General features: G+C 64.6%; 18 protein-coding genes. 8 read left to right on the top strand and 10 right to left on the bottom strand.

Annotation, left to right across the window (positions count from 1 at the left end):
- Window positions 1–177: 177 nt before the first annotated feature.
- Window positions 178–1,068: an AraC family transcriptional regulator gene (locus GSQ90_RS05390; RefSeq protein ID WP_158813751.1), complete on the bottom strand. Its 891-nt coding sequence runs from the start codon at window positions 1,066–1,068 to the stop codon at window positions 178–180.
- A gap of 135 nt (window positions 1,069–1,203) precedes the next feature.
- Between GSQ90_RS05390 and GSQ90_RS05385 the strand changes: the two genes are divergently transcribed.
- Both GSQ90_RS05385 and GSQ90_RS05380 read left to right on the top strand, forming a co-directional pair.
- On the top strand, window positions 1,204–1,956 hold the full coding sequence (locus GSQ90_RS05385; protein WP_158813750.1) for an SDR family NAD(P)-dependent oxidoreductase: 753 nt from the start codon (window positions 1,204–1,206) through the stop codon (window positions 1,954–1,956).
- Window positions 1,957–1,985: 29 nt separating this feature from the next.
- Window positions 1,986–2,285, top strand: coding sequence for a hypothetical protein (locus tag GSQ90_RS05380; protein ID WP_158813749.1), 300 nt, complete (start codon window positions 1,986–1,988; stop codon window positions 2,283–2,285).
- Between the two features lie 171 nt (window positions 2,286–2,456).
- Here GSQ90_RS05380 and GSQ90_RS05375 read toward each other — a convergent pair whose 3' ends face one another.
- Window positions 2,457–3,155: a helix-turn-helix transcriptional regulator gene (locus GSQ90_RS05375; RefSeq protein ID WP_158813748.1), complete on the bottom strand. Its 699-nt coding sequence runs from the start codon at window positions 3,153–3,155 to the stop codon at window positions 2,457–2,459.
- 78 nt (window positions 3,156–3,233) lie between these two features.
- Here GSQ90_RS05375 and GSQ90_RS05370 point away from each other — a divergent pair, with 78 nt between their 5' ends.
- The gene (locus tag GSQ90_RS05370) at window positions 3,234–3,689 is read left to right on the top strand and encodes a nuclear transport factor 2 family protein (RefSeq protein WP_158813747.1); all 456 of its coding nucleotides are present in this window, start codon (window positions 3,234–3,236) and stop codon (window positions 3,687–3,689) included.
- Window positions 3,690–4,070: 381 nt separating this feature from the next.
- Here GSQ90_RS05370 and GSQ90_RS05365 read toward each other — a convergent pair whose 3' ends face one another.
- Window positions 4,071–4,352, bottom strand: a complete 282-nt coding sequence (locus GSQ90_RS05365; RefSeq protein ID WP_158813746.1) for a hypothetical protein — start codon at window positions 4,350–4,352, stop codon at window positions 4,071–4,073.
- Between the two features lie 69 nt (window positions 4,353–4,421).
- Between GSQ90_RS05365 and GSQ90_RS05360 the strand changes: the two genes are divergently transcribed.
- Window positions 4,422–6,536: an FUSC family membrane protein gene (locus GSQ90_RS05360; protein ID WP_158813745.1), complete on the top strand. Its 2,115-nt coding sequence runs from the start codon at window positions 4,422–4,424 to the stop codon at window positions 6,534–6,536.
- 11 nt (window positions 6,537–6,547) lie between these two features.
- On the opposite strand, the gene mmsB is transcribed toward GSQ90_RS05360, so the two are convergent.
- From mmsB to GSQ90_RS05330, 6 genes are all read right to left on the bottom strand, one after another.
- Window positions 6,548–7,432: a 3-hydroxyisobutyrate dehydrogenase gene (gene mmsB, locus GSQ90_RS05355; RefSeq protein ID WP_158813744.1), complete on the bottom strand. Its 885-nt coding sequence runs from the start codon at window positions 7,430–7,432 to the stop codon at window positions 6,548–6,550.
- 25 nt (window positions 7,433–7,457) lie between these two features.
- Window positions 7,458–8,594: an acyl-CoA dehydrogenase family protein gene (locus tag GSQ90_RS05350; RefSeq protein WP_158813743.1), complete on the bottom strand. Its 1,137-nt coding sequence runs from the start codon at window positions 8,592–8,594 to the stop codon at window positions 7,458–7,460.
- A 43-nt stretch (window positions 8,595–8,637) separates the two neighbouring features.
- Window positions 8,638–10,134 carry a CoA-acylating methylmalonate-semialdehyde dehydrogenase gene (locus tag GSQ90_RS05345; RefSeq protein WP_158813742.1) on the bottom strand — a complete coding sequence of 499 codons (1,497 nt, stop codon included), beginning with the start codon at window positions 10,132–10,134 and terminating at the stop codon, window positions 8,638–8,640.
- A gap of 98 nt (window positions 10,135–10,232) precedes the next feature.
- Complete coding sequence (locus GSQ90_RS05340; protein ID WP_246731419.1) at window positions 10,233–10,808, bottom strand: SIS domain-containing protein; 576 nt, start codon at window positions 10,806–10,808, stop codon at window positions 10,233–10,235.
- 390 nt (window positions 10,809–11,198) lie between these two features.
- The gene (locus GSQ90_RS05335) at window positions 11,199–11,660 is read right to left on the bottom strand and encodes a hypothetical protein (RefSeq protein ID WP_158813741.1); all 462 of its coding nucleotides are present in this window, start codon (window positions 11,658–11,660) and stop codon (window positions 11,199–11,201) included.
- Window positions 11,661–11,744: 84 nt separating this feature from the next.
- A complete protein-coding gene (locus GSQ90_RS05330) occupies window positions 11,745–12,944 on the bottom strand; it encodes an ABC transporter substrate-binding protein (protein WP_158813740.1) in 1,200 nt (399 codons plus the stop codon).
- Window positions 12,945–13,158: 214 nt separating this feature from the next.
- Between GSQ90_RS05330 and GSQ90_RS05325 the strand changes: the two genes are divergently transcribed.
- Window positions 13,159–14,025, top strand: coding sequence for a LysR family transcriptional regulator (locus GSQ90_RS05325; RefSeq protein ID WP_246731418.1), 867 nt, complete (start codon window positions 13,159–13,161; stop codon window positions 14,023–14,025).
- Between the two features lie 53 nt (window positions 14,026–14,078).
- Here the strand turns inward: GSQ90_RS05325 and GSQ90_RS05320 are convergent, their stop codons facing one another.
- The gene (locus GSQ90_RS05320) at window positions 14,079–15,461 is read right to left on the bottom strand and encodes a M17 family metallopeptidase (RefSeq protein ID WP_158813738.1); all 1,383 of its coding nucleotides are present in this window, start codon (window positions 15,459–15,461) and stop codon (window positions 14,079–14,081) included.
- A 116-nt stretch (window positions 15,462–15,577) separates the two neighbouring features.
- Here GSQ90_RS05320 and GSQ90_RS05315 point away from each other — a divergent pair, with 116 nt between their 5' ends.
- The 3 genes from GSQ90_RS05315 (at window position 15,578) to GSQ90_RS05305 (ending at window position 18,423) form a co-directional block, all read left to right on the top strand.
- Window positions 15,578–16,468 (top strand): tetratricopeptide repeat protein, encoded by an 891-nt coding sequence (locus GSQ90_RS05315; protein WP_158813737.1) that lies wholly within the window; start codon window positions 15,578–15,580, stop codon window positions 16,466–16,468.
- 166 nt (window positions 16,469–16,634) lie between these two features.
- A complete protein-coding gene (gene rpsT, locus GSQ90_RS05310; RefSeq protein ID WP_158813736.1) occupies window positions 16,635–16,901 on the top strand; it encodes a 30S ribosomal protein S20 in 267 nt (88 codons plus the stop codon).
- Between the two features lie 115 nt (window positions 16,902–17,016).
- On the top strand, window positions 17,017–18,423 hold the full coding sequence (locus GSQ90_RS05305) for a nucleobase:cation symporter-2 family protein (RefSeq protein ID WP_158813735.1): 1,407 nt from the start codon (window positions 17,017–17,019) through the stop codon (window positions 18,421–18,423).
- Window positions 18,424–18,444: the final 21 nt, after the last annotated feature.

Genomic DNA, 18,444 nt, shown 5'->3' with positions numbered 1-18,444 from the left:
TTTCCCCTTCCCCCCTTGTGGGGGAAGGTCGGGATGGGGGGTCGCACAGACCTAGCGAATAAGGGAATTGCGCCTTCACTGGTTAGGACGGCGCGACCCCCCTCCCTAACCCTCCCCCACAAGGGGGGAGGGAATATTGGCGCCCCTTCAATTTCGCTGACGCCGACTACTCGCAGCTCAGGCCGCCGCCCTCATGTTCTCCCGAATCTGCGCGGCGTCTCTCGCCGGCGGGCGCCCGAAGAAGCGGGCGTATTCTCGCGTGAACTGGGACGCGCTTTCGTAGCCGACCTCATAAGCGACGGCGGAGGCGTTCACGGATTGCGCAATGAGCAACTGGCGCGCCTGCAGCAAGCGGATGCGCTTTTGAAACTGAATCGGGCTCATCGCCGTCACAGCCTTGAAATGCCGATGGAAGGCCGAGATGCTCATCGACACAAGGCGCGCAAGCTTTTCGACTTCGACGTCTTCCGCATAATGTTTCCTGATCCAGCCGATCGCCGATCGCACGCGGGACAAAGCGCTGTCGGGCGCAGCAATGTCGCGCAGCATCCAGCCCTGCGGCCCCTGTAGCACGCGATAGAGGATTTCGCGCTCATAGGCGGGCGCGAGCGCCGCGATATCCGCCGGTCGCTCCATCAGGCGCAGCAACCGCAACCAGGCGTCGAGCAATTCTGGCGTGACGGCGCAAACCGAATATCCGCCGCGCTCGCCCTCGACATAGCTTTGCGTGGGAATATCCATCAGCAGCGCGGCGATCCGGGCGGGGTCGAGCGTCAGGCTCACGCCGATATAGGGTTTATCGGGACCCGCCTGATGGACGGCGCCGGTGGCGGGCATGTCGATCGACATCACGAAATAGCTCGCCGGATCGAAGCGGTACGCCTGGTCGCCGATCGTCAGCGTCTTCCCGCCTTGCAGGATCACATTGATCATCGGCTCGTAAACGCCGGCGAGCTGATGCTCCGGTATTGCGCCGCGCACCATGGCGACGCCCGGAATGCCAGTTTCAGTCCGGCGGTTTTCCGCGCGCGCCGTCAAGCGGCGCATTTCTTCCAGCCTTGTTTCCATGGCGATATCCTGAACATCCGCCAGCCCAAGCGCAAGCGCGAAAGCAGAATTAGGCAAGAAGCGAGTAGCTTTCGACGGATCGCCGCATGCGCGCGCCTGGCAGTTTCCTCTCATCGAAAACGCTGAGGAGAAGACATGACCATCGCCATCATCACCGGGAGCAGCCGCGGGATCGGCAAGGCGGCGGCGCTGGAATGCGCCAAGCGCGGCATCGGAATCATCGCGACCTACAACAGCCACAAGCCCGGCGCCGATGAGCTCGTCCACGCTATCGAAAGCCAGGGAGGCAAGGCTGTCGCGCTGTCGCTCGATGTCGGCAAGGCGGAGACGTTTGCCGCTTTCGCAGAGCGGGTGGGAGAGACGCTCGCGAGCTATTGGGGCCGCACCAATTTCGACTTTCTCGTCAACAATGCCGGCTTCGGCGCCTTCAACAGGATCGAAGACGTGACGAGCGACGCGTTCGATCGCCTCATGGCCGTCCATCTGAAGGGTCCCTTCTTCCTGACCCAGGCGCTGCTGCCGCGGATGAAGGACGGCGGCGCCATCGTCAATCTGTCGAGCGCCACCGTGCGCGTCGCGACGGCGGGCGTCGCCCCCTATGCGGCGTTCAAGGGCGGCATAGAGGCGCTGACGCGCTATATGGCCAAAGAATTCGGCGAACGGCGCATTCGCGTCAACGCGGTCGCGCCCGGCGCCATCCGGACCGATCTTGCCGACGGCGCCCTCGACAAGAATCCCGAATTCGCCGCGCTCCTCGCCTCGCAGACGGCGCTCGGCCGGGTGGGCGAACCTGAGGATGTTGGCCGCGTGATCGCATCGCTGCTTTCCGAGGAAAGCGGATGGATCAACGCCCAGACGATCGAAGTCGCCGGCGGCTACATGATCTGAGGGTTGCGCTATGAGGAAAAGGAGCGCCTATGACAAGAGCCATCGAAATCACATCCTTCATGCCTAGGGACGGGCTTGGCGCCGCGGATTTTGTGGCGGCCAATGCCGATGTTGATCCGTGGCTCAGGCGGCAGCCCGGCTTTGTCGAGCGGATCATGGTCGAAGAGCGCAATGGGCGGATGATCGATATGGTGATCTGGGAAAGTAGAACTGAGGCCGAAGATTCGGCCCGCCGACTGATGAGCGAACTCGCGGATTCGCCGGTGCATGACGTGATCGAACAGGCTTCGGTTTCGTGGGCGATCAGGTCGATCGTGCATCAATCATAGGATCACGGTGATGGTGTGGTGGTGGAGTGGAGTGCACCCCAAAAGTGAGATGCGCTAGTTGCGTGACACCGTAGTTTCGCGGCCGCAGGCGACCGAAAACAAAGCGCTTGCGCGCTGAACGCGATCAGCGATCGCGTCTACAAGAGGCCGCCACCCGAAGCGCGCCTGGCGCTATGCCGCAAGCGTCACATTCAACACCTGGCGCATCCATTCCGCGCCCGCAGACGTCAGCTTGATCGCGCGCGCGCCATGGCCGGCCTTCGCGACCCATTTCAGCTCACGGCAGCGGTGGAGCATCGCGGCGCCGAGCGGGCCGGCGACATGATGGCGTCGCTCGGTCCAGTCGAGGCAACGGCACGCAACGCCATGGCGGCCGGCGCGCAAGCTTGAGGTTTCGATTCCAAAGGCTTCCGCGAACCATGGCTCGCCCGCCGCCGTCACGCGCAGCCTTTTGCCCTCGCCTGGCGCCAGGAAGCCCCTCTCTTCCAAACGCTCGGCGAGCGTCACGCCCAATTCGCCGGCCAGATGATCGTAGCAGGTTCGCCCGCGCCGCAACGCCGCCGCGGCAGGCGATAGCGACCGGGGCCGCAGGGGCGCGACGGCGAGCGCGGCCAATGTTTCGAGCGCGGCGGCGACCTGCGGCCCGGCCAATCGATAATAACGATGCCGCCCCTCGCGCTCCAGCGCGATCAGGCCGCCTTGCAGCAGGCGCGCGAGATGAGCGCTCGCGCCCGAAAGCGACAGGCCGGCGATCGCCGCCAGTTCGCCCGCCGGCAGTGCGCGTCCGTCCACGAGCGCTGCGAGCATGGTGGCGCGCGAGGGATCGCCGATAAGCGCCGCCGCGGCGGCGAGATTGGGTTCATCACGCATGCTTCCATCGTCGCTGAAGCATCGCGCCGCGTCCAGGCCTATGGTTCGTCGAACCCGCTGACCTCAAGGAGACGATGAATGAACGCCCATGATCAAGCGCCGCCAGGCGGCTTTCTCGCCGATTGCGCGCGCATCCATCGCGACTGGCATGTCTGCGCGAAAGCGCGCGATGCGGAGGGGTTGCTGGCGCTCTATGCCGAAGACGCGGTGCTGGAATCGCCGCTGGTCCTCGCCATTCTCGATGACAAGACGGACGGCATATTGCGCGGCCGCGCCGAACTGCGCCATTTCTTCGACGAAGGCGCCAAACGCCGCCCCAACGATCTCGTCCGCTGGCATCGCACGGGAGAATGGCTGACGGATGGACGCCATCGGTTGATCTGGGAATATCCCCGTGCGGCGCCCGACGGCGACCAGGTCGATCTTGTCGAGGCGATGGATATCGCGGACGGGCTGATCCGCTGGCACCGGATTTATTGGGGCTGGAAGGGGTGTGCGCTGATTGCGCCGGCGCTTGCGAGGAAGGGGACGTGAGGCGGGGGCATCGCCGGTTGCACACAGACGCACCGCCCCACCCCTGGCCCCTCCCCGTTTCACGGGGAGGGGAAATCCTGGCGCCTCCCCTCCCCGCGTTTGCGGGGAGGGGTCAGGGGGTGGGGGCGGTGGGCGAACAATTTCTGGTGAAATTCTGTTTTTCAGACTATGATGGTCGCAGGTGCTCAGGAGAAAGGGGCGGGACAAAGAGAACGCCCCCGCCTGGCGTTATGGAGCCATTGTTCGCATGAAGGCATTTTTTTCACCCTTGAGGACCTGTCAATGACGCGCCAAAGGCGCGCCGCCTTCGGCGGTGGCCTGGAGGGCCATCATTGACAGGTCCTCAAGGGTGAAACACGCTCCGCCATGCGAAACGATGGATCATTCTCGACCGTTTCGACGATAAATCGCCATGCCAAGGGAGCGCAGTTCGAAAGCGACCGGCCGCCGGAATTCCAGAAATTTTAAATTCCCATTTTTCGCTTGCAACCCTTTGAAATCAAACGCTCGACCCAGATAAAAAATTTGCAGGAGCATTGAAAAGACAGGAGAAAATATTTGCGGAAATAAGGCGGCGAGGATGATCGCCGATTGAAGCGCGGAACGCCTGAAGGCCCTCGCCCTGCCCTCTCCCGCAAGCGGGAGAGGGAGTTTTCCCGCCAAGACATTTCCCCCTGCCCTCGTTAGGATGGCGGCCGGCTCCTCCCATCCAACGCGGCCCCGCCCTCGCTTATGCGCCAATGGCTTCGCTCCCCCACGCTGCTGAAGCTGCTCGTCGGCCAACATATTCTCAACGGAATCAGCGTCGCGGCGGGCGTGATGGCGGTGAGCCTGATTTCTTCGGCCTTGTTCGGCTTCGCGGCGGGCCAGCCGGCGACGCTGGGGGCGATTTCGGCGAGCATCAGCGACCAGCCGGCGCCCCTGCGCCGCAAGGCGCTGCTGATGGCGGTCGGCTTTGGCATCGCCATTTTCTCGACGCTGTCGATCCAACTGATCGCCGGCTTTCCCTGGGCGCTGATTCCCGCGATCGCGGTGATCGCGTTTCTCGCCGGCCTGGTGACGGGCTACGGACGCTGGGCTTTGGCGCTCAGCATGCAGGCCTTGGTGCCGATGGTGTTCGTGCTCGGCCTGCCGCCCACAAGCTTTGCCGGCGCGCTGCGCAACGAGGCGGTGCTGATCGGCGGCGGCCTCGCCTATATCGCGATCGCGCTGCTGCTGACGGCGATCACCGACGCGGGCGGGCGGCGCATGATGGCAAGCGAAGCCCTGCGCGAATTCTCCGCCTATCTGCGCCGCGTCGCCGCCTTCTACAATCCGACGATCGACCTGCCCGAAGTCTATGGCGCGGTGATCCGCCAGCAAGCGGCTTTGTCCGACCAAATGCAGGCGGCGCGCACGCTGCTGCTGGAGCGGCCCCGAGCCTCGAGGGAACGCCTGCGCCTGGCGGCGACGATCGGCATTTTGCTCGATACGCTCGACGCGCTGGTGGCCGCGCATATCGAACTGGCGGAGTTGCGCGCGACGCCGGCGACCGCGACGCTGATGGCGCGCATCGCCGTCACCTTGCGCGCCGCCTCGCTCGATCTCCAGCATCTGAGCCTGGAGCTGTTGTCGAACGAGGCGCCCAGCCTGCCGCCCGACCATACTTTGGCCGCCGACGCTCTCAAGCGCGAGGCGGAGAATCTTGTGCGCAGCGGCGAACTCAGCCCGGAGGCGCTCGCCGCCGTGCAGGCGACCGCGCTGCGGATCGGCGACGCGCTCGGCCATATCCGGCGGCTGGAGCAGGCGCTGTCCGACGATGAAGTCGCCAGCGCGTCGATCGGCGACATCGATCTTGCCGCGTTCCGGGCGCGCGCCTCCTTCAACCCGAAACTGCTGACCGTCCATCTCACGCCGAACTCGCCGGTCTTTCGCTTTGCGGCGCGGCTCGCGCTGGCGATGACGGCGGGAGCGCTGGTCGCCCATTCGATGAGCAGCGAGGGGCATGGCAACTGGATTTTGCTGACCATCGCCGTCATCATGCGCGCGAGCTATGGCCTGACGCGCGAGCGGCGCGACGACCGCGTCATCGGCACGCTGATTGGCTGCCTCATCGCCGCCGCCGCGCTCGCGACGCTGCCGATCGGGGCGCTGATCGCCGTTCAGGCCCTGGGGCTCGCGATCGTGCATGGCTTTGCGCGACTGCGCTATCGCATCGCCTCGGTCGGCGCCTCGATCACGGCGCTGATGTCGCTACATCTCATCGACCCGACGCATTCGCTGCCGACCCTGACGCGCATCGCCGACACGCTGGTCGGCGCGGCGCTCGCCCAGCTCTTCAGCCATGTGCTGCCGCGCTGGGAATTCAACGAGGCGCCGCGACTGGCGCAGCGTCTGCAATCGGACATCGCCGCCTTCGCCAAAGTCGCATTGGACGAACGCGCGTCGCGCCAGGACTATCGCATGGCGCGCAAAAGCATGATCGAGGCGATCGCCGCGCTTTCCGATTCGGCTGGCAGAATGGGCGGCGAGCCGCAGGCGGTGCATCGCGGCCTCGACGAAATGGCCGCCATGCTGATCGCCGGCTATGTCTTGGCCGCCCATATCTCGGCGACGCGGCTGTTCATGCGCGAGCGGCGCGGCGGCGATGATTTCCAGACGATCGGGCCGCGCCTTCAGGCGACGCGCGAATGGCTGATCGGCCTGTTGTCGGACAAACAGGCGCCGCCCGATCCGGCGGGGCCAGCTTATTTTAGCGGGCCCGCGACGATCGGCGCTTTAGGAACCGAATTCCAGCGTCTGCGCAAAGCGGCGCTCGCGCTGATCGCGGCGGCGGCCGTCTATCGCCACGCCGCGGCGGAAACGTAGGAGCGCGAAACTCAGACCGCGCCGCCACGCAGAAAATTGACAATGCCCGAGAAATCGTCGCCCGCATGGCCGCTCGCGGCGAACAGCGCATAGAGCTGCGCCGCCTGCGCGCCGATCGGCGTCGAAGCGCCGGCGCTGAGCGCCGCCTCCTGCGCCAACCGCAGATCCTTGAGCATGAGCGCGGCGGCGAAGCCCGGCTTGTAATCCTTGTTGGCGGGCGAATTCGGCACGGGGCCGGGAACCGGGCAATACGTGGTGAGCGACCAGGACTGGCCCGAAGAGGTCGAGGCGACATCAAAGAGCGCCTGCGCCGACAGCCCCAGCTTTTCGGCAAGCACGAAGGCCTCGCAGGTCGCGATCATCGTCGCGCCCAGGATCATATTGTTGCAGATTTTCGCCGCCTGCCCGGCGCCGGCGCCGCCGCAATGAACGATGCGCTTGCCCATCGCCTCCAGAATCGGCTTGCCCGAAGCGAAAGCCGCCTCCTCGCCGCCCGCCATAAAGGTGAGCGTGCCCGCGCTGGCGCCGCCCACGCCCCCCGAGACGGGCGCGTCGAGGCAAGGCATACCGGCGGCGGCGGCGGCCTGATGGGCGCGCCTGGCGCTTTCGACATCGATGGTGGAGCTGTCGATGAACAGGGCGCCTGGCTTCGCCGCGGGCAGAATGTCGCTCCACGCGGCGACGACATGCCGCCCTGCCGGCAGCATGGTGATGACGACGTCGGCGCCCGCGACCGCTTCACGGGCCGACGCCGAGATCGCAACGCCAGCCGCGGCGGCGTCGTGGCGCAGCTTCTCGACGAGATCGAAGCCGGCGACGCGATGGCCCGCCTTGACGAGATTGGCCGCCATCGGGCCGCCCATATTGCCCAGGCCGATAAAGGCGATCGCCGTCATGATGTCCTCCCAGGAATAGGCGTTATCAGCCCTTGATGAGCCCGCGCGCCACAATCAAGCGCATGATCTCGTTGGTGCCTTCCAATATCTGATGCACGCGCAAATCCCGGACGATCTTCTCGACGCCGTAATCGGCGAGATAGCCGTAGCCGCCCAGCAATTGCAACGCATCGTTGGCGGCGTTGAAACCCGCATCCGTCGCGACCCTTTTTGCCATGGCGCAAAGCTGCGTCGCATCCGGCGCCTTGGCGTCCAAAGCGGCGGCGGCGCGCCAGAGCAGCGAGCGCGCCGCTTCCAGCGATGTCGCGATGTCGGCGAGGCGAAATTGCAGCGCCTGAAAATCGATGATCGCGCGCCCAAACGCTTTGCGCTCGCGCATATGGGCGAGCGCCTTGGCGAGCGCCGCCTCGCCGCCGCCGAGCGCGCAAGCGCCGATGTTGAGGCGTCCGCCGTCGAGCCCGGCCATTGCGATCTTGAAGCCCTCGCCCTCGGCGCCGATGAGATTTCCTGCGGGGATGCGCGCGCCTTCCATGATGACCTGGCGCGTCGGCTGCGTATTCCAACCCATCTTGCGCTCATTTGCGCCGAACGAAAGACCGGCCGTTCCCTTTTCGACGACGAAAGCCGATATGCCGCCGGCGCCCTCGCCGCCGGTGCGAGCCATCACGAGATAAATATCGGCGGCGCCGGCGCCGGAGATGAATTGCTTGACGCCGTCGAGCACGTAAAAATCGCCGTCGCGGCGCGCGCGCGTCTGCAACGCCGCGGCGTCCGAGCCGGCGCCAGGTTCGGTCAGGCAATAGCTCGACAAATGCTCCATACTGGCGAGCCTGGGCAGGAATTTCGCCTGCAGCGCCGGCGCGCCGAAGCGATCGATCATCCACGAGACCATATTATGGATCGACAGATAGGCGGCCGTGCTCGGACAGCCGGTCGCCAGCGCCTCGAAGATCAGCGCTGCATCGAGGCGCGTCAGGCCCGAGCCGCCGCTTTCTTCGCGCACATAGATCGCCGCCATGCCAAGGCCGGCGGCTTCGCGCAGCACATCGACGGGGAAATGCTTCGCCTCGTCCCAGGCCACGGCATTAGGTGCGATGCGTTCGTCGGCAAAGGCCTTGGCCGTGTCGCGCATCGCAATGTGGTCGGCGTTGAGAGAAAACATCCGATGGTTCCTCGGCCCGACGGCGAGAAGTGCTAGCTGCGCCTCACCCCATCGTCGGAATATTGAAGTTCGCGCCGTCCTTCACGCCCGAGGGCCAGCGGGAGGTAATCGTCTTGGTCTTGGTGTAGAAGCGGATCGAATCCGGCCCGTGCTGGTTGAGATCGCCGAAGCCCGAACGCTTCCAGCCGCCAAATGTGTAATACGAAACCGGCACCGGGATCGGAATGTTGACGCCGACCATCCCGACCTGGACTTTTGAGGCGAAATCGCGCGCCGCATCGCCGTCACGCGTGAAGATCGCGACGCCATTGCCATATTCATGGTCGTTGCACAGGCCGAGCGCCTCGCTGTAATTCGTCGCGCGCACCACCGCGAGGACGGGCCCGAAAATCTCTTCCTTGTAGATGCGCATGTCCTTGGTGACGCCGTCGAACAGGCAGCCGCCCATGTAGAAGCCGTTCTCATAGCCCTGCATCTTGAAGCCGCGACCGTCGACGACAAGCTTGGCGCCCTCCTTGATGCCGATGTCGACATAGGATTTCACTTTGTCGACCTGCGCTTGCGTCACCATCGGGCCGTAATCGGCGCCGGAATCGGTCGAGGGGCCGATCTTCAGCGCTTCGACGCGCGGAATGAGGCGCTTGATCAATTCGTCCGCCGTCGCCTTGCCGACCGGCACGGCGACCGAAATCGCCATGCAGCGCTCGCCCGCCGAGCCATAGCCCGCGCCCATCAGAGCGTCGACTGTCTGGTCCATGTCTGCGTCGGGCATGATGACCATATGGTTCTTCGCGCCGCCGAAGCACTGCACGCGTTTACCCGTCGCGCAGCCGCGTGCGTAAATATATTCGGCGATCGGCGTCGAGCCGACAAAGCCGATCGCCTTGATGTCGGGATCGTCCAGAATGGCGTCGACCGCTTCCTTGTCGCCATTGACAACATTGAGGATGCCTGGAGGGCCGCCCGCTTCGATGAACAATTCAGCCAGGCGCATCGGCACGCCGGGATCGCGCTCGGAAGGCTTGAGGATGAAGGCGTTGCCGCAGGCGATGGCGGGCGCGAGTTTCCACAGCGGGATCATCGCGGGGAAGTTGAACGGCGTGATGCCGGCGACGACGCCGAGCGGCTGGCGCATCGAATAGGAATCGATGCCCGGGCCGGCGCCGTCGGTATATTCGCCCTTCATCAGATGGGGGACGCCGAGCGCGAATTCGACGACTTCGACGCCGCGCTGGATGTCGCCCTTGGCGTCGGCGACCGTCTTGCCGTGCTCGCGCGCCAGGATATCGGCGAGTTCGTCATTGTTCCTGGCGATCAGGTCGAGGAATTTCATCAGCACGCGGGCGCGACGCTGCGGGTTGGTGGCGGCCCAGTCGGGCTGGGCGGCTTTGGCGTTCGCGACGGCTTCGGTCAGTTCGGCCTTAGAGGCGAGCGCGACATGGGCGCGCACCGTGCCGTCCATCGGCTGAAAGACTTCGGCCGTGCGGCCCGACTTGCCCGCGACATTCTTGCCGCCGATGAAATGGCCGTAGCTGATCATGGTTCGCTCCCTGGAATTCGTCCTTCGCGAGAGTCCATAGCCTTCATTTTTTTGCACAGCAATCGCCGATTTCGCTCATCATCTGTGCAAAAATAGGCTTACTCCACATTCGTATGCCGCATGCGCATGCTTTCGACGCTTTCGCCGAGCCGTTCGCGCAAAGTCAGCACAATGATCTCGAACAGCACCATCTGCGCGGTCTCGAACAATGAGCCCATCGGCAGCACCGAGACTTCGCCGCCGCGATCGTCCGCCATGGTCTGGGCGGGAATCGTAAAAACGATATCGGCGCGCAGAGGCGTGCGGCCGCCCGGCTGCGCCGTCACGACGGCGGTTTTCGCGCCCGCCTCGCGCGCCACCGCAATCAGCGCATCGCCGATATTGGAGGCGCCCGGCCCGGAGGAGACCAGCAGCAGGTCGCCCGGCCCGAGCGGCGGCACAGTCATATCGCCGACCACATGCACATCGAGGCCAAGATGGAACAGCCGCATCGCAAAGCCATCCATCTGCAGGCCTTCGCGCCCGGCGCCATAGATGGCGATGCGCTTGGCCGCGACGATCGCATCGACCAGCGCGTCCTCGGCGCCGGGCGCCAGACGCGCGAACACTTTGGCGAGATCGCCAAGCGCGCGGGTCGCCAGAGCTCCCAAGCTGTCTTTGGTCTCAGCGGTCACCTGAAGTCTCCCCTATTACAGACTGATGCGAAGCCCTGTCTGTTGGCGGCGCTTGTGCGGAAGCCAAATGAAGCCAAAAACCGCCCTCGGAAGCGCAATGGAATGTATTTTGGAAATGTCTCGCGTCTCATCCCCATTGAAGTCATTGAGGAAAACAAAACATCCGTTTCCGACATCCGGTCTGCGATCGTGGAATATCAAGAGGTTAGATCGCAAAACGCTTCCGGATGCGTTTTTTCAGTCGCCGTCGGGCGGCGGCTTGGTCGCCGCGCCCAAACAGGATCGACGGCGAACGCGCTTTCGTCAATCTTTTGTTCGGTCACGCGCGCATCTTCCCCCAAGGGGGGAAGGGACGCGCGCGACTGTCGTGTCAAGCTATGTTCTTCGCTTCTATTTTGGGAGGTCTTTCCACGCGTCTTCGAATTTTTCCGCGTGAGTCCAGCTAACGCACGGAAAGATACCGGCCTTGTCCCCGGACCTCCCCTTTTTTATCGCCCGTTCACGCGCCCTCATAATTCCCGCTTCTATCTCTTCGTTGACCTGTTGTTGGGTGAGCACAAAAAATTTGTTTTGAGCATCATTCGGAACGAATGCAAAAACGTAGAAGAGATTACGCAAAGGCTTCTTAGGTTTGACGACCCAGAAATTCCTTTTGTATAGGCCTTTCACATCAATCGAAAACGTCGTCTTGTTTGGGCTATTGACCATCAGGTCTACGGAAGGGTGATTGCCCATCGTAAAGGCTACCTCATATCCCCGCTTGCAAAGCTCACTCGCCACCGCAAATTGAGCGGCCCATTGCGTTCGATGCACAGAACGTCGTTCACTTATCTCAGAATCAGGTTCGGCCATTCCATGCCTCCAAAGCGCTCCCAAAGAATTTTGGCGCTCGGGTGGAGACGAAGTAAAGTCAGCAAACGTATCCGAACAATCCCCTCACTGCACGCCCTCCATCTTGCACCCGCTCGCCCCCATCGCCCGGAACGCTTCCGCTGCCGGGATTTTTGCGACGATCGTCAGATAGTCCCAGGGATATTTCGATTCCGTGGGCGCTTTCACCTTGACGAGGTAGCGGTCGTAGACGACGCGGCCGTCGGCGCGCACCAATCCGTTGTCGGTGAAGACGTCGTGGATCGGCGCCGCTTTCATTGCTTTCGCGACTTCAAGCGCATCGTCGCTCCCCGTCGCCTTCACCGCTTCGAGATAATGCAGCACCGAGGAATAGAGCGCGGCCTGGTTGTCGTTGGGCATGCGCTTGGTGCGCTCGAAGAAGCGTTTGGCGAAAGCGCGCGTCGCATCATTGAGGTCCCAGTACCAGGATTGCATGAAGACGAGATCATGGGCGACGGGCAGGCCGAGCGCGTTGACGTCGCTGAGATAGGTGATCGGCGTCGCGATATATTGGCCCGGGGTGAGGCCGAATTCATTGGCCTGTTTCAGTGAAGTCGAGAGATCCGCGCCGGTATTGGCGAGCACGACGACTTTGGCGCCGGACGCCTGCGCCGACAGGAGATAGGAGCTGAAATCGGCGGAGTTGAGCGGCGCGCGCACGGCGCCGATCGTCGTCCCGCCCGCCTTGGCGATCGCGTCGCGCGCATCGGCCTCCAGCGAGGCGCCGAAGGCGTAATCGGCGGTGATAAAATAGAAACTGTCGCGCTTGTCCTGGATCAACAGGCGCATCAGCGAGACGCCGTTCGACCAATTGTCGGCGTTCCACTGGAAACCGTTGGGCGAGCAGGAGGCGCCGGTGAGGGCGGAGGAAGAGGCGGAATCGAAGATGACCAGCTTCTTTTGCGCCTTGGCCAGATCCTGCAACGCCAGCGCGACGCCCGAATTGGTGATGTCGAAAATCACGCGCACATTTTTCTCGCCATACCATTCGCGCGCGATCGCCATGCCGATGTCGACCTTGTTCTGATGGTCGGCGACGAGCAGCTCGATCTTCTTGCCGAGCACAGCGCCGCCGAAATCCTCGATCGCCATACGCATGGCCTGCACCGAGCTGGGGCCGGCGAGATCGGCATAGGGGCCGGACTGATCGTTCATGATGCCAAGGAGGAAGGGCGCGTCGTCGGCGCGCGCAGGCGCGGCGAAAGCGAGAACGGAGAGGAGGCACAACGCCGAGCGACCAAACATATGAACTCCCTGAAACAGGCGGTGGCGGAACGCGCCGCCAGCGTCGCGCCGCCCCTCATCCGTCGGCTACGCCGACACCTTCTCCCCGCAAGCGGGGCGAAGGGGAAGGCGCGTCCCTTCGCCCCGCTTGCGGGGAGAAGGTGGCGCGAAGCGCCGGATGAGGGGCGGCGCAATCCTCTGTCTATGCTAAACCCGTGCCATGGATTGGGACAATGTGCGCGTTTTTCTTGCGGTCGCCCGGGGCGGCCAATTTGTCGCGGCGGCGCGGCGGCTGCGGCTCGACCACGCCACCGTCAGCCGGCGCATCGCCGCGCTGGAGGCCGGGCTTGGCGCCAAATTGTTCGACCGGCGCACCACCGGGGCGCGGCTGACCTCGGCCGGCGAGCGGTTTCTGGCCATTGCCGAACAGATGGAATCGGCGTTCCTGCATGCGCAGGCCGAGATCGGCGATCGGGATGTCGAACTGACGGGCGTGGTGCGCATCGGCGCGCCCGACGGCTTTTCCACCTATTATCTCGCCGCCGCCTTGCGCGACTTCGCCGAGCGCCATCCCGGCATTATCATCCAGCTCGTGCCGACGCCGCAGGTGATCCCGCTGGCGCGGCGCGAGGTCGACATCGTCGTGGTGCTGGACAAGCCGGAAGCGGGCCGCTTCGTCGCGCGCAAGCTCACCGATTATTCGCTCGGCATTTATGCAAGCGCGGACTATCTGAAAGCGCATAAGGCGCCGCGCGACGTCGCCGATCTCTCGGAGCATCGACTGATCGGCTATGTCGAGGAGCACGCCTTTTCCACCGCCCTCGATTACGTGCGCGAACTCTTCGACGGCGCGCCCACTTCATTCGAATGCACGAGCGCGGTGACGCAACTCGAAGCGATGCGCGCCGGGCTCGGCCTTGGCGTCGTGCATGATTATATCGCGCACCGTTTCGCGGATTTGACGCGCGTCCTGCCCGAGCGCCGCGCCATGCGCGGCTATTGGATCGTGACGCATGAAGACACGCGCGGCCTCGGGCGAATCCGCGCGGTACATGATCATCTGGTCGCGGCGGTCGAGCGGGACCGGGCGATGTTTATTTGAGGGCTAACCGGCCACCTTCCCCCGCAAGGGGGGAAGGGGCGCCGTGTCTGCTATCAAAGCCCAAACCTCTCCCCCACCAGCGCAAACAGCGCCCTCGCCGCCTGCACCTCTCCGCCCTCCGGCCCATGCGCGCGCGCCGCGGGATTCCAGGCGTAGATGTCAAAATGCGCCCAGGCCTTCGTGTTGGCGACAAAGCGCTGCAGGAACAAGGCGGCGGTGATCGAGCCGGCGAAGGGGCTGCCAGGCGAATTGGTGAGATCGGCGATCTTGCCGGCGACCAGCCTGTCATAAGGGCGCCAGAGCGGCAGGCGCCAGAGCGGGTCGCGGACCGCGGCCGCGTGGCGCGCGATTTCGCCCGCCAGCGCTTCATCGTCTGTGTAGAACGGCGGCAGGTCGGGGCCGAGCGCGACGCGCGCCGCCCCGGTCAGCGTCGCGAAATCGAACAGCAGCGCGGGCGATTCTTCATCGGCCAGCGCCAGCGCGTCGGCGAGGATCAGCCGCCCTTCGGCGTCGGTATTGCCGATCTCGACCGTCAGGCCCTTGCGGCTTTTGAGCACGTCGCCGGGCCGGAAAGCATTGGCCGAAATCGAATTCTCGACGATGGGGACGAGCGTGCGCAGGCGCACGTCGAGGCCCGCCTCCATGATCATGCGCGACAGGCTCAAAGCGGCGGCGGCGCCGCCCATGTCCTTCTTCATGATCTCCATTCCGCTCGCCGGCTTGATGTCGAGGCCGCCGGTGTCGAAAGTGACGCCTTTGCCGACCAGCGTCACTTTGGGCGCGTCGCTGCGGCCCCAGGCGAAATCGACAAGACGCGGCGCCTGCCCGGCGGCGCGGCCGACCGCGTGAATAAGGGGCAGGTTGTGCGCGAGAAGATCGTCGCCGCGCGTGACCGCAGCCATCGCGCCAAAACGCTCCGCCAGACCCACGGCCTCCTGCTCAAGTGCGTCGGGGCCAAGATCATTGGCCGGCGTGTTGACGAGATCGCGGCCGAAGGCGACCGCCTGCGCGATGCGCGCAATCTTGGCGGCGTCGACATTCTCGGGCGCTACGAGAGCGGGCTGCGCCTTCGCCGCCGCCCGATAACGCGTGAAGCGATAGAGGCCGAGCAGAAACGCGAGCGCGCCAAGGCTCGAATCATGGGGCGCATTGGCGAAGCGATAGGTCGCCGCCGGCAGAAGAGTAGCGAGCTTGCCCGGCAGCATCGGATCGCGATCGCACGCCTCGGCGTTCTCCAGACCGAACAACACGCCGGCAAGCGCCCCTTGCGCATCGGGCAGGAGCTGGCATTGGCCGGGCGAGGCGTCAAAGCCCGCGCTCTGGGCGAAAGCCGCCGCCGGCGCGGCGAGCGCGGCGCGGATCGCGCCCCATGTCTCCTTGGCGACGAAAGTGATCGGGATGGCGTCTGGGGTCGGCGCGGCGAAAGACGATGACACGCGGGCAGCTCCTTGAGCGTGGGATTATCCAGGCGGCGCGCCAGCGCGTTAACCGATCGTTAGCGTTAAGATTTTATTGATGAGCCTTCGCCCGGCGCCGTTGGGAGGCCTATATCATGCCGATATTTTCATCTCCACCGGCGGGCGGCGCTCCCGCGGCCCGCTGGCTGCGCAACGCCGCTTTCGCCCTTGCGATCGGCGCGCTCGGCGGATGCCGCGACACAGGCGACATCACCGGATCGATAGGCTCAAGCGGCTCTCAGCAGGCCCTGCCGACATCCGACGCGGATTTGCGCGCTTATGCCGACGACTGGGCCAAGCGCTACGACGCCAATCCCGGCGAAAAAATCGCCTCGATGAATTACGCCAGAGCCCTGCGCGCGTTGACGCGCTACGCCCAGGCGGCCGCCGTAATGCAGGCGGCGGCGGTCAAGGCGCCCAAGGACATGGAAGTGCTGGGCGCCTACGGCAAGGCGCTCGCCGACGCCGGCCAATTCGAGCAGGCCGCCGATGTGCTGTCGCGCTCCTACACGCCGGAGCGACCGAACTGGTCGAGCATGTCGGTGCAGGGTTCGATCGCCGATCAGCTCGGCGATCACGCCAAAGCGCAGGATTTTTATCGCGACGCGCTGAAAATCGCGCCAGGCGAGCCCAATGTCCTGAGCAATCTCGGTCTTTCTTACGCCCTGACAAAACAACTGCCGCTCGCCGAGCAGGTGCTGCGGCAGGCCGCCGAAAGTCCGCGCGCCGATGCGCGGGTGCGCGACAACCTCGCGCTGGTTCTCTCGCTCGAAGGCAAATTCGGCGAGGCGGAGCAGGTCGAGCGGCAGGACCGGTCGGCGCAGGCCGCCGCCGCCAATGTCGCTTCGATCCGCCAGATGATCGCCCAGTCCAATTCCTGGCGCGACATCCAGACGCTCGACGCCAGGAAGCACGGCGTCAAACCCGCGCCGGCCAAAGCGGCGCCCGACAGCGCGGTGCCCGTCGCCGATCGGCCGGCCGGTTAGGCTCGGCGCTCTTTTGGCCATTTTCACAGGATGAATTTCGCAAAACCCCTGTTCGGCGGTTGACGCGCCGGAGAACCGGCGTCTATAAGCGCGCCCAACAGGCTGGGCTGCAAGGTCCGGTCCGCAAGCTTTTGGGCGAGGCCGCCCACCGCAAGGACTCTCGTTTATGGCAAATACATCGTCGGCCAAAAAGGCCGTCCGCAAGATCGCCCGCCGCACCGCCGTCAATAAGTCGCGCCGCAGCGAAATGCGCACTTATGTGCGCAAGGTGGAAGAAGCCATCGCCGGCAAGGATCCCAAGATCGCCGCCGCCGCTTTGCGCGAAGCCGAGCCGCTTGTCGCGCGCGCCGCCCAAAAGGGCATCCTGCACAAGAACACCGCGGCACGGAAAATCTCCCGCCTCACCAAGCGCGTGAAGGCTCTCGCGAGCTAAAAATCGCATCGCGAAGGGCGTCCTTCGCCGATATCCCAATGATTTTGCACTAAGCCTCTGGCGCATTCAGCGCCATCGGGACTAGCATGCCTCCAAAATAGGCAGGGGGGATGCGATGTCCGATGTGTCTACGGGCGTAGACGAAATGCTGCCGCCGCCGCGCCTCGCGGCTTTGGGCCTGCAGCATGTTCTGGTGATGTACGCCGGCGCCGTCGCGGTGCCCCTCATTCTGGCCGGCGCCGCCGGCCTGCCGCCCGACCAGCGGGCGTTTCTGATCAGCGCCGATATTCTCGCCTGTGGTCTCGCGACCCTGGTGCAGGCTTTCGGCTTTCCTGGCGTCGGCATTCGCCTGCCGGTGATGATGGGCGTCACCTTCGCCTCGGTCGCGCCGATGCTGGCGCTGATCAACGCCGCCAAGGAAGCGGGCGGCGCTCCGGCTTCGGTTCTCACCGTCATCTATGGCTCGGTCATATCAGCCGGAATCTTCGCGGTGCTCGTCGCGCCGCTGATGAGCCGACTGATCACGCTGTTTCCCCCTGTCGTGACCGGCTCGATCATCCTGGTGATCGGCCTTTCGCTGATGCGCATCGGCGTCGGCTGGGCCGAGGGGCCGCTGAAAGTCTTCGATGTCGCGACCAAGAGCATGATCGACAATCCTGACCGCGACGCGCTGGGCGGATTCGCTATGTCGCTGCTTGTCCTGCTCGTCATTCTGGCCGTCACGAAATATGGCAAGGGCTTCGTCGCCAATATTTCCGTCCTGCTCGGCATTGTCGTGGGCGCGATCGTCGCCGCGCTGTTGGGGAAGATGAGCTTTGGCGCGGTCGGCTCGGCCGCCTATTTCGGCCTCGTCACGCCGTTCCAGTTCGGCTGGCCCGACTTCCAGATCGTGCCGATCGTGACAATGTGCGTGGTGATGATCGTCGTCATGATCGAATCGACGGGCATGTTCCTGGCGCTGGGCGACATGACGGGCAAAAAGCTCGACGCCGCCGACATCACGCGCGGCCTGCGCGCCGACGGCGTCGGCACGATCATCGGCGGCCTGTTCAACGCCTTCCCCTATACGTCGTTCTCGCAGAATGTCGGGCTGGTCGGCGTGACCGGCATTCGCTCGCGCTTCGTGGCGGTGGCGGGCGGCGTCATCCTGATCCTGCTCAGTCTCCTGCCCAAACTCGCCGCCATCGTCGCGGCCGTGCCGGTTGAAGTGCTCGGCGGCGCCGGCATCGTGATGTTCGGCATGGTCGCGGCGACCGGCGTGCGCATCCTGGGCGGCGTCGACTTCCGCAACAACCGCAACAATTTGTTCATCGTCGCGATCGGCGTCGGGGCCGGCCTTATTCCTTTGATCGCGCCGACGTTCTTCAAGAACTTCCCGGTCGGCCTGAAACCCATTCTTGATTCGGGCATCATCCTGACGACGATCGTCGCAGTCATCCTCAACGCCTATTACAACGGCCTGGGTTCGCAGGCGGCGGTGGAAGGCCAGTTGGCGGAGGCGGCGCGCGCCGCGGACCACTAAGGAGCAGGCGCGCGCATACCG

Origin of the sequence: Methylocapsa sp. S129 (genome assembly GCF_009765995.1) — a bacterium.
GTDB lineage: Bacteria > Pseudomonadota > Alphaproteobacteria > Rhizobiales > Beijerinckiaceae > Roseiarcus.
The sequence above is the reverse complement of the archived record's forward strand: the minus strand, read 5'-3'. Positions and strand labels throughout refer to the sequence as shown.

Excerpts from the sequence above, each read along its gene's own strand:
- GSQ90_RS05390 (WP_158813751.1), bottom strand. The coding sequence starts at position 1,068 with ATGGAAACAAGGCTGGAAGAAATGCGCCGCTTGACGGCGCGCGCGGAA.
- GSQ90_RS05385 (WP_158813750.1), top strand. The coding sequence starts at position 1,204 with ATGACCATCGCCATCATCACCGGGAGCAGCCGCGGGATCGGCAAGGCG.
- GSQ90_RS05380 (WP_158813749.1), top strand. The coding sequence starts at position 1,986 with ATGACAAGAGCCATCGAAATCACATCCTTCATGCCTAGGGACGGGCTT.
- GSQ90_RS05375 (WP_158813748.1), bottom strand. The coding sequence starts at position 3,155 with ATGCGTGATGAACCCAATCTCGCCGCCGCGGCGGCGCTTATCGGCGAT.
- GSQ90_RS05370 (WP_158813747.1), top strand. The coding sequence starts at position 3,234 with ATGAACGCCCATGATCAAGCGCCGCCAGGCGGCTTTCTCGCCGATTGC.
- GSQ90_RS05360 (WP_158813745.1), top strand. The coding sequence starts at position 4,422 with ATGCGCCAATGGCTTCGCTCCCCCACGCTGCTGAAGCTGCTCGTCGGC.
- mmsB (WP_158813744.1), bottom strand. The coding sequence starts at position 7,432 with ATGACGGCGATCGCCTTTATCGGCCTGGGCAATATGGGCGGCCCGATG.
- GSQ90_RS05350 (WP_158813743.1), bottom strand. The coding sequence starts at position 8,594 with ATGTTTTCTCTCAACGCCGACCACATTGCGATGCGCGACACGGCCAAG.
- GSQ90_RS05345 (WP_158813742.1), bottom strand. The coding sequence starts at position 10,134 with ATGATCAGCTACGGCCATTTCATCGGCGGCAAGAATGTCGCGGGCAAG.
- GSQ90_RS05335 (WP_158813741.1), bottom strand. The coding sequence starts at position 11,660 with ATGGCCGAACCTGATTCTGAGATAAGTGAACGACGTTCTGTGCATCGA.
- GSQ90_RS05330 (WP_158813740.1), bottom strand. The coding sequence starts at position 12,944 with ATGTTTGGTCGCTCGGCGTTGTGCCTCCTCTCCGTTCTCGCTTTCGCC.
- GSQ90_RS05315 (WP_158813737.1), top strand. The coding sequence starts at position 15,578 with ATGCCGATATTTTCATCTCCACCGGCGGGCGGCGCTCCCGCGGCCCGC.
- rpsT (WP_158813736.1), top strand. The coding sequence starts at position 16,635 with ATGGCAAATACATCGTCGGCCAAAAAGGCCGTCCGCAAGATCGCCCGC.
- GSQ90_RS05305 (WP_158813735.1), top strand. The coding sequence starts at position 17,017 with ATGTCCGATGTGTCTACGGGCGTAGACGAAATGCTGCCGCCGCCGCGC.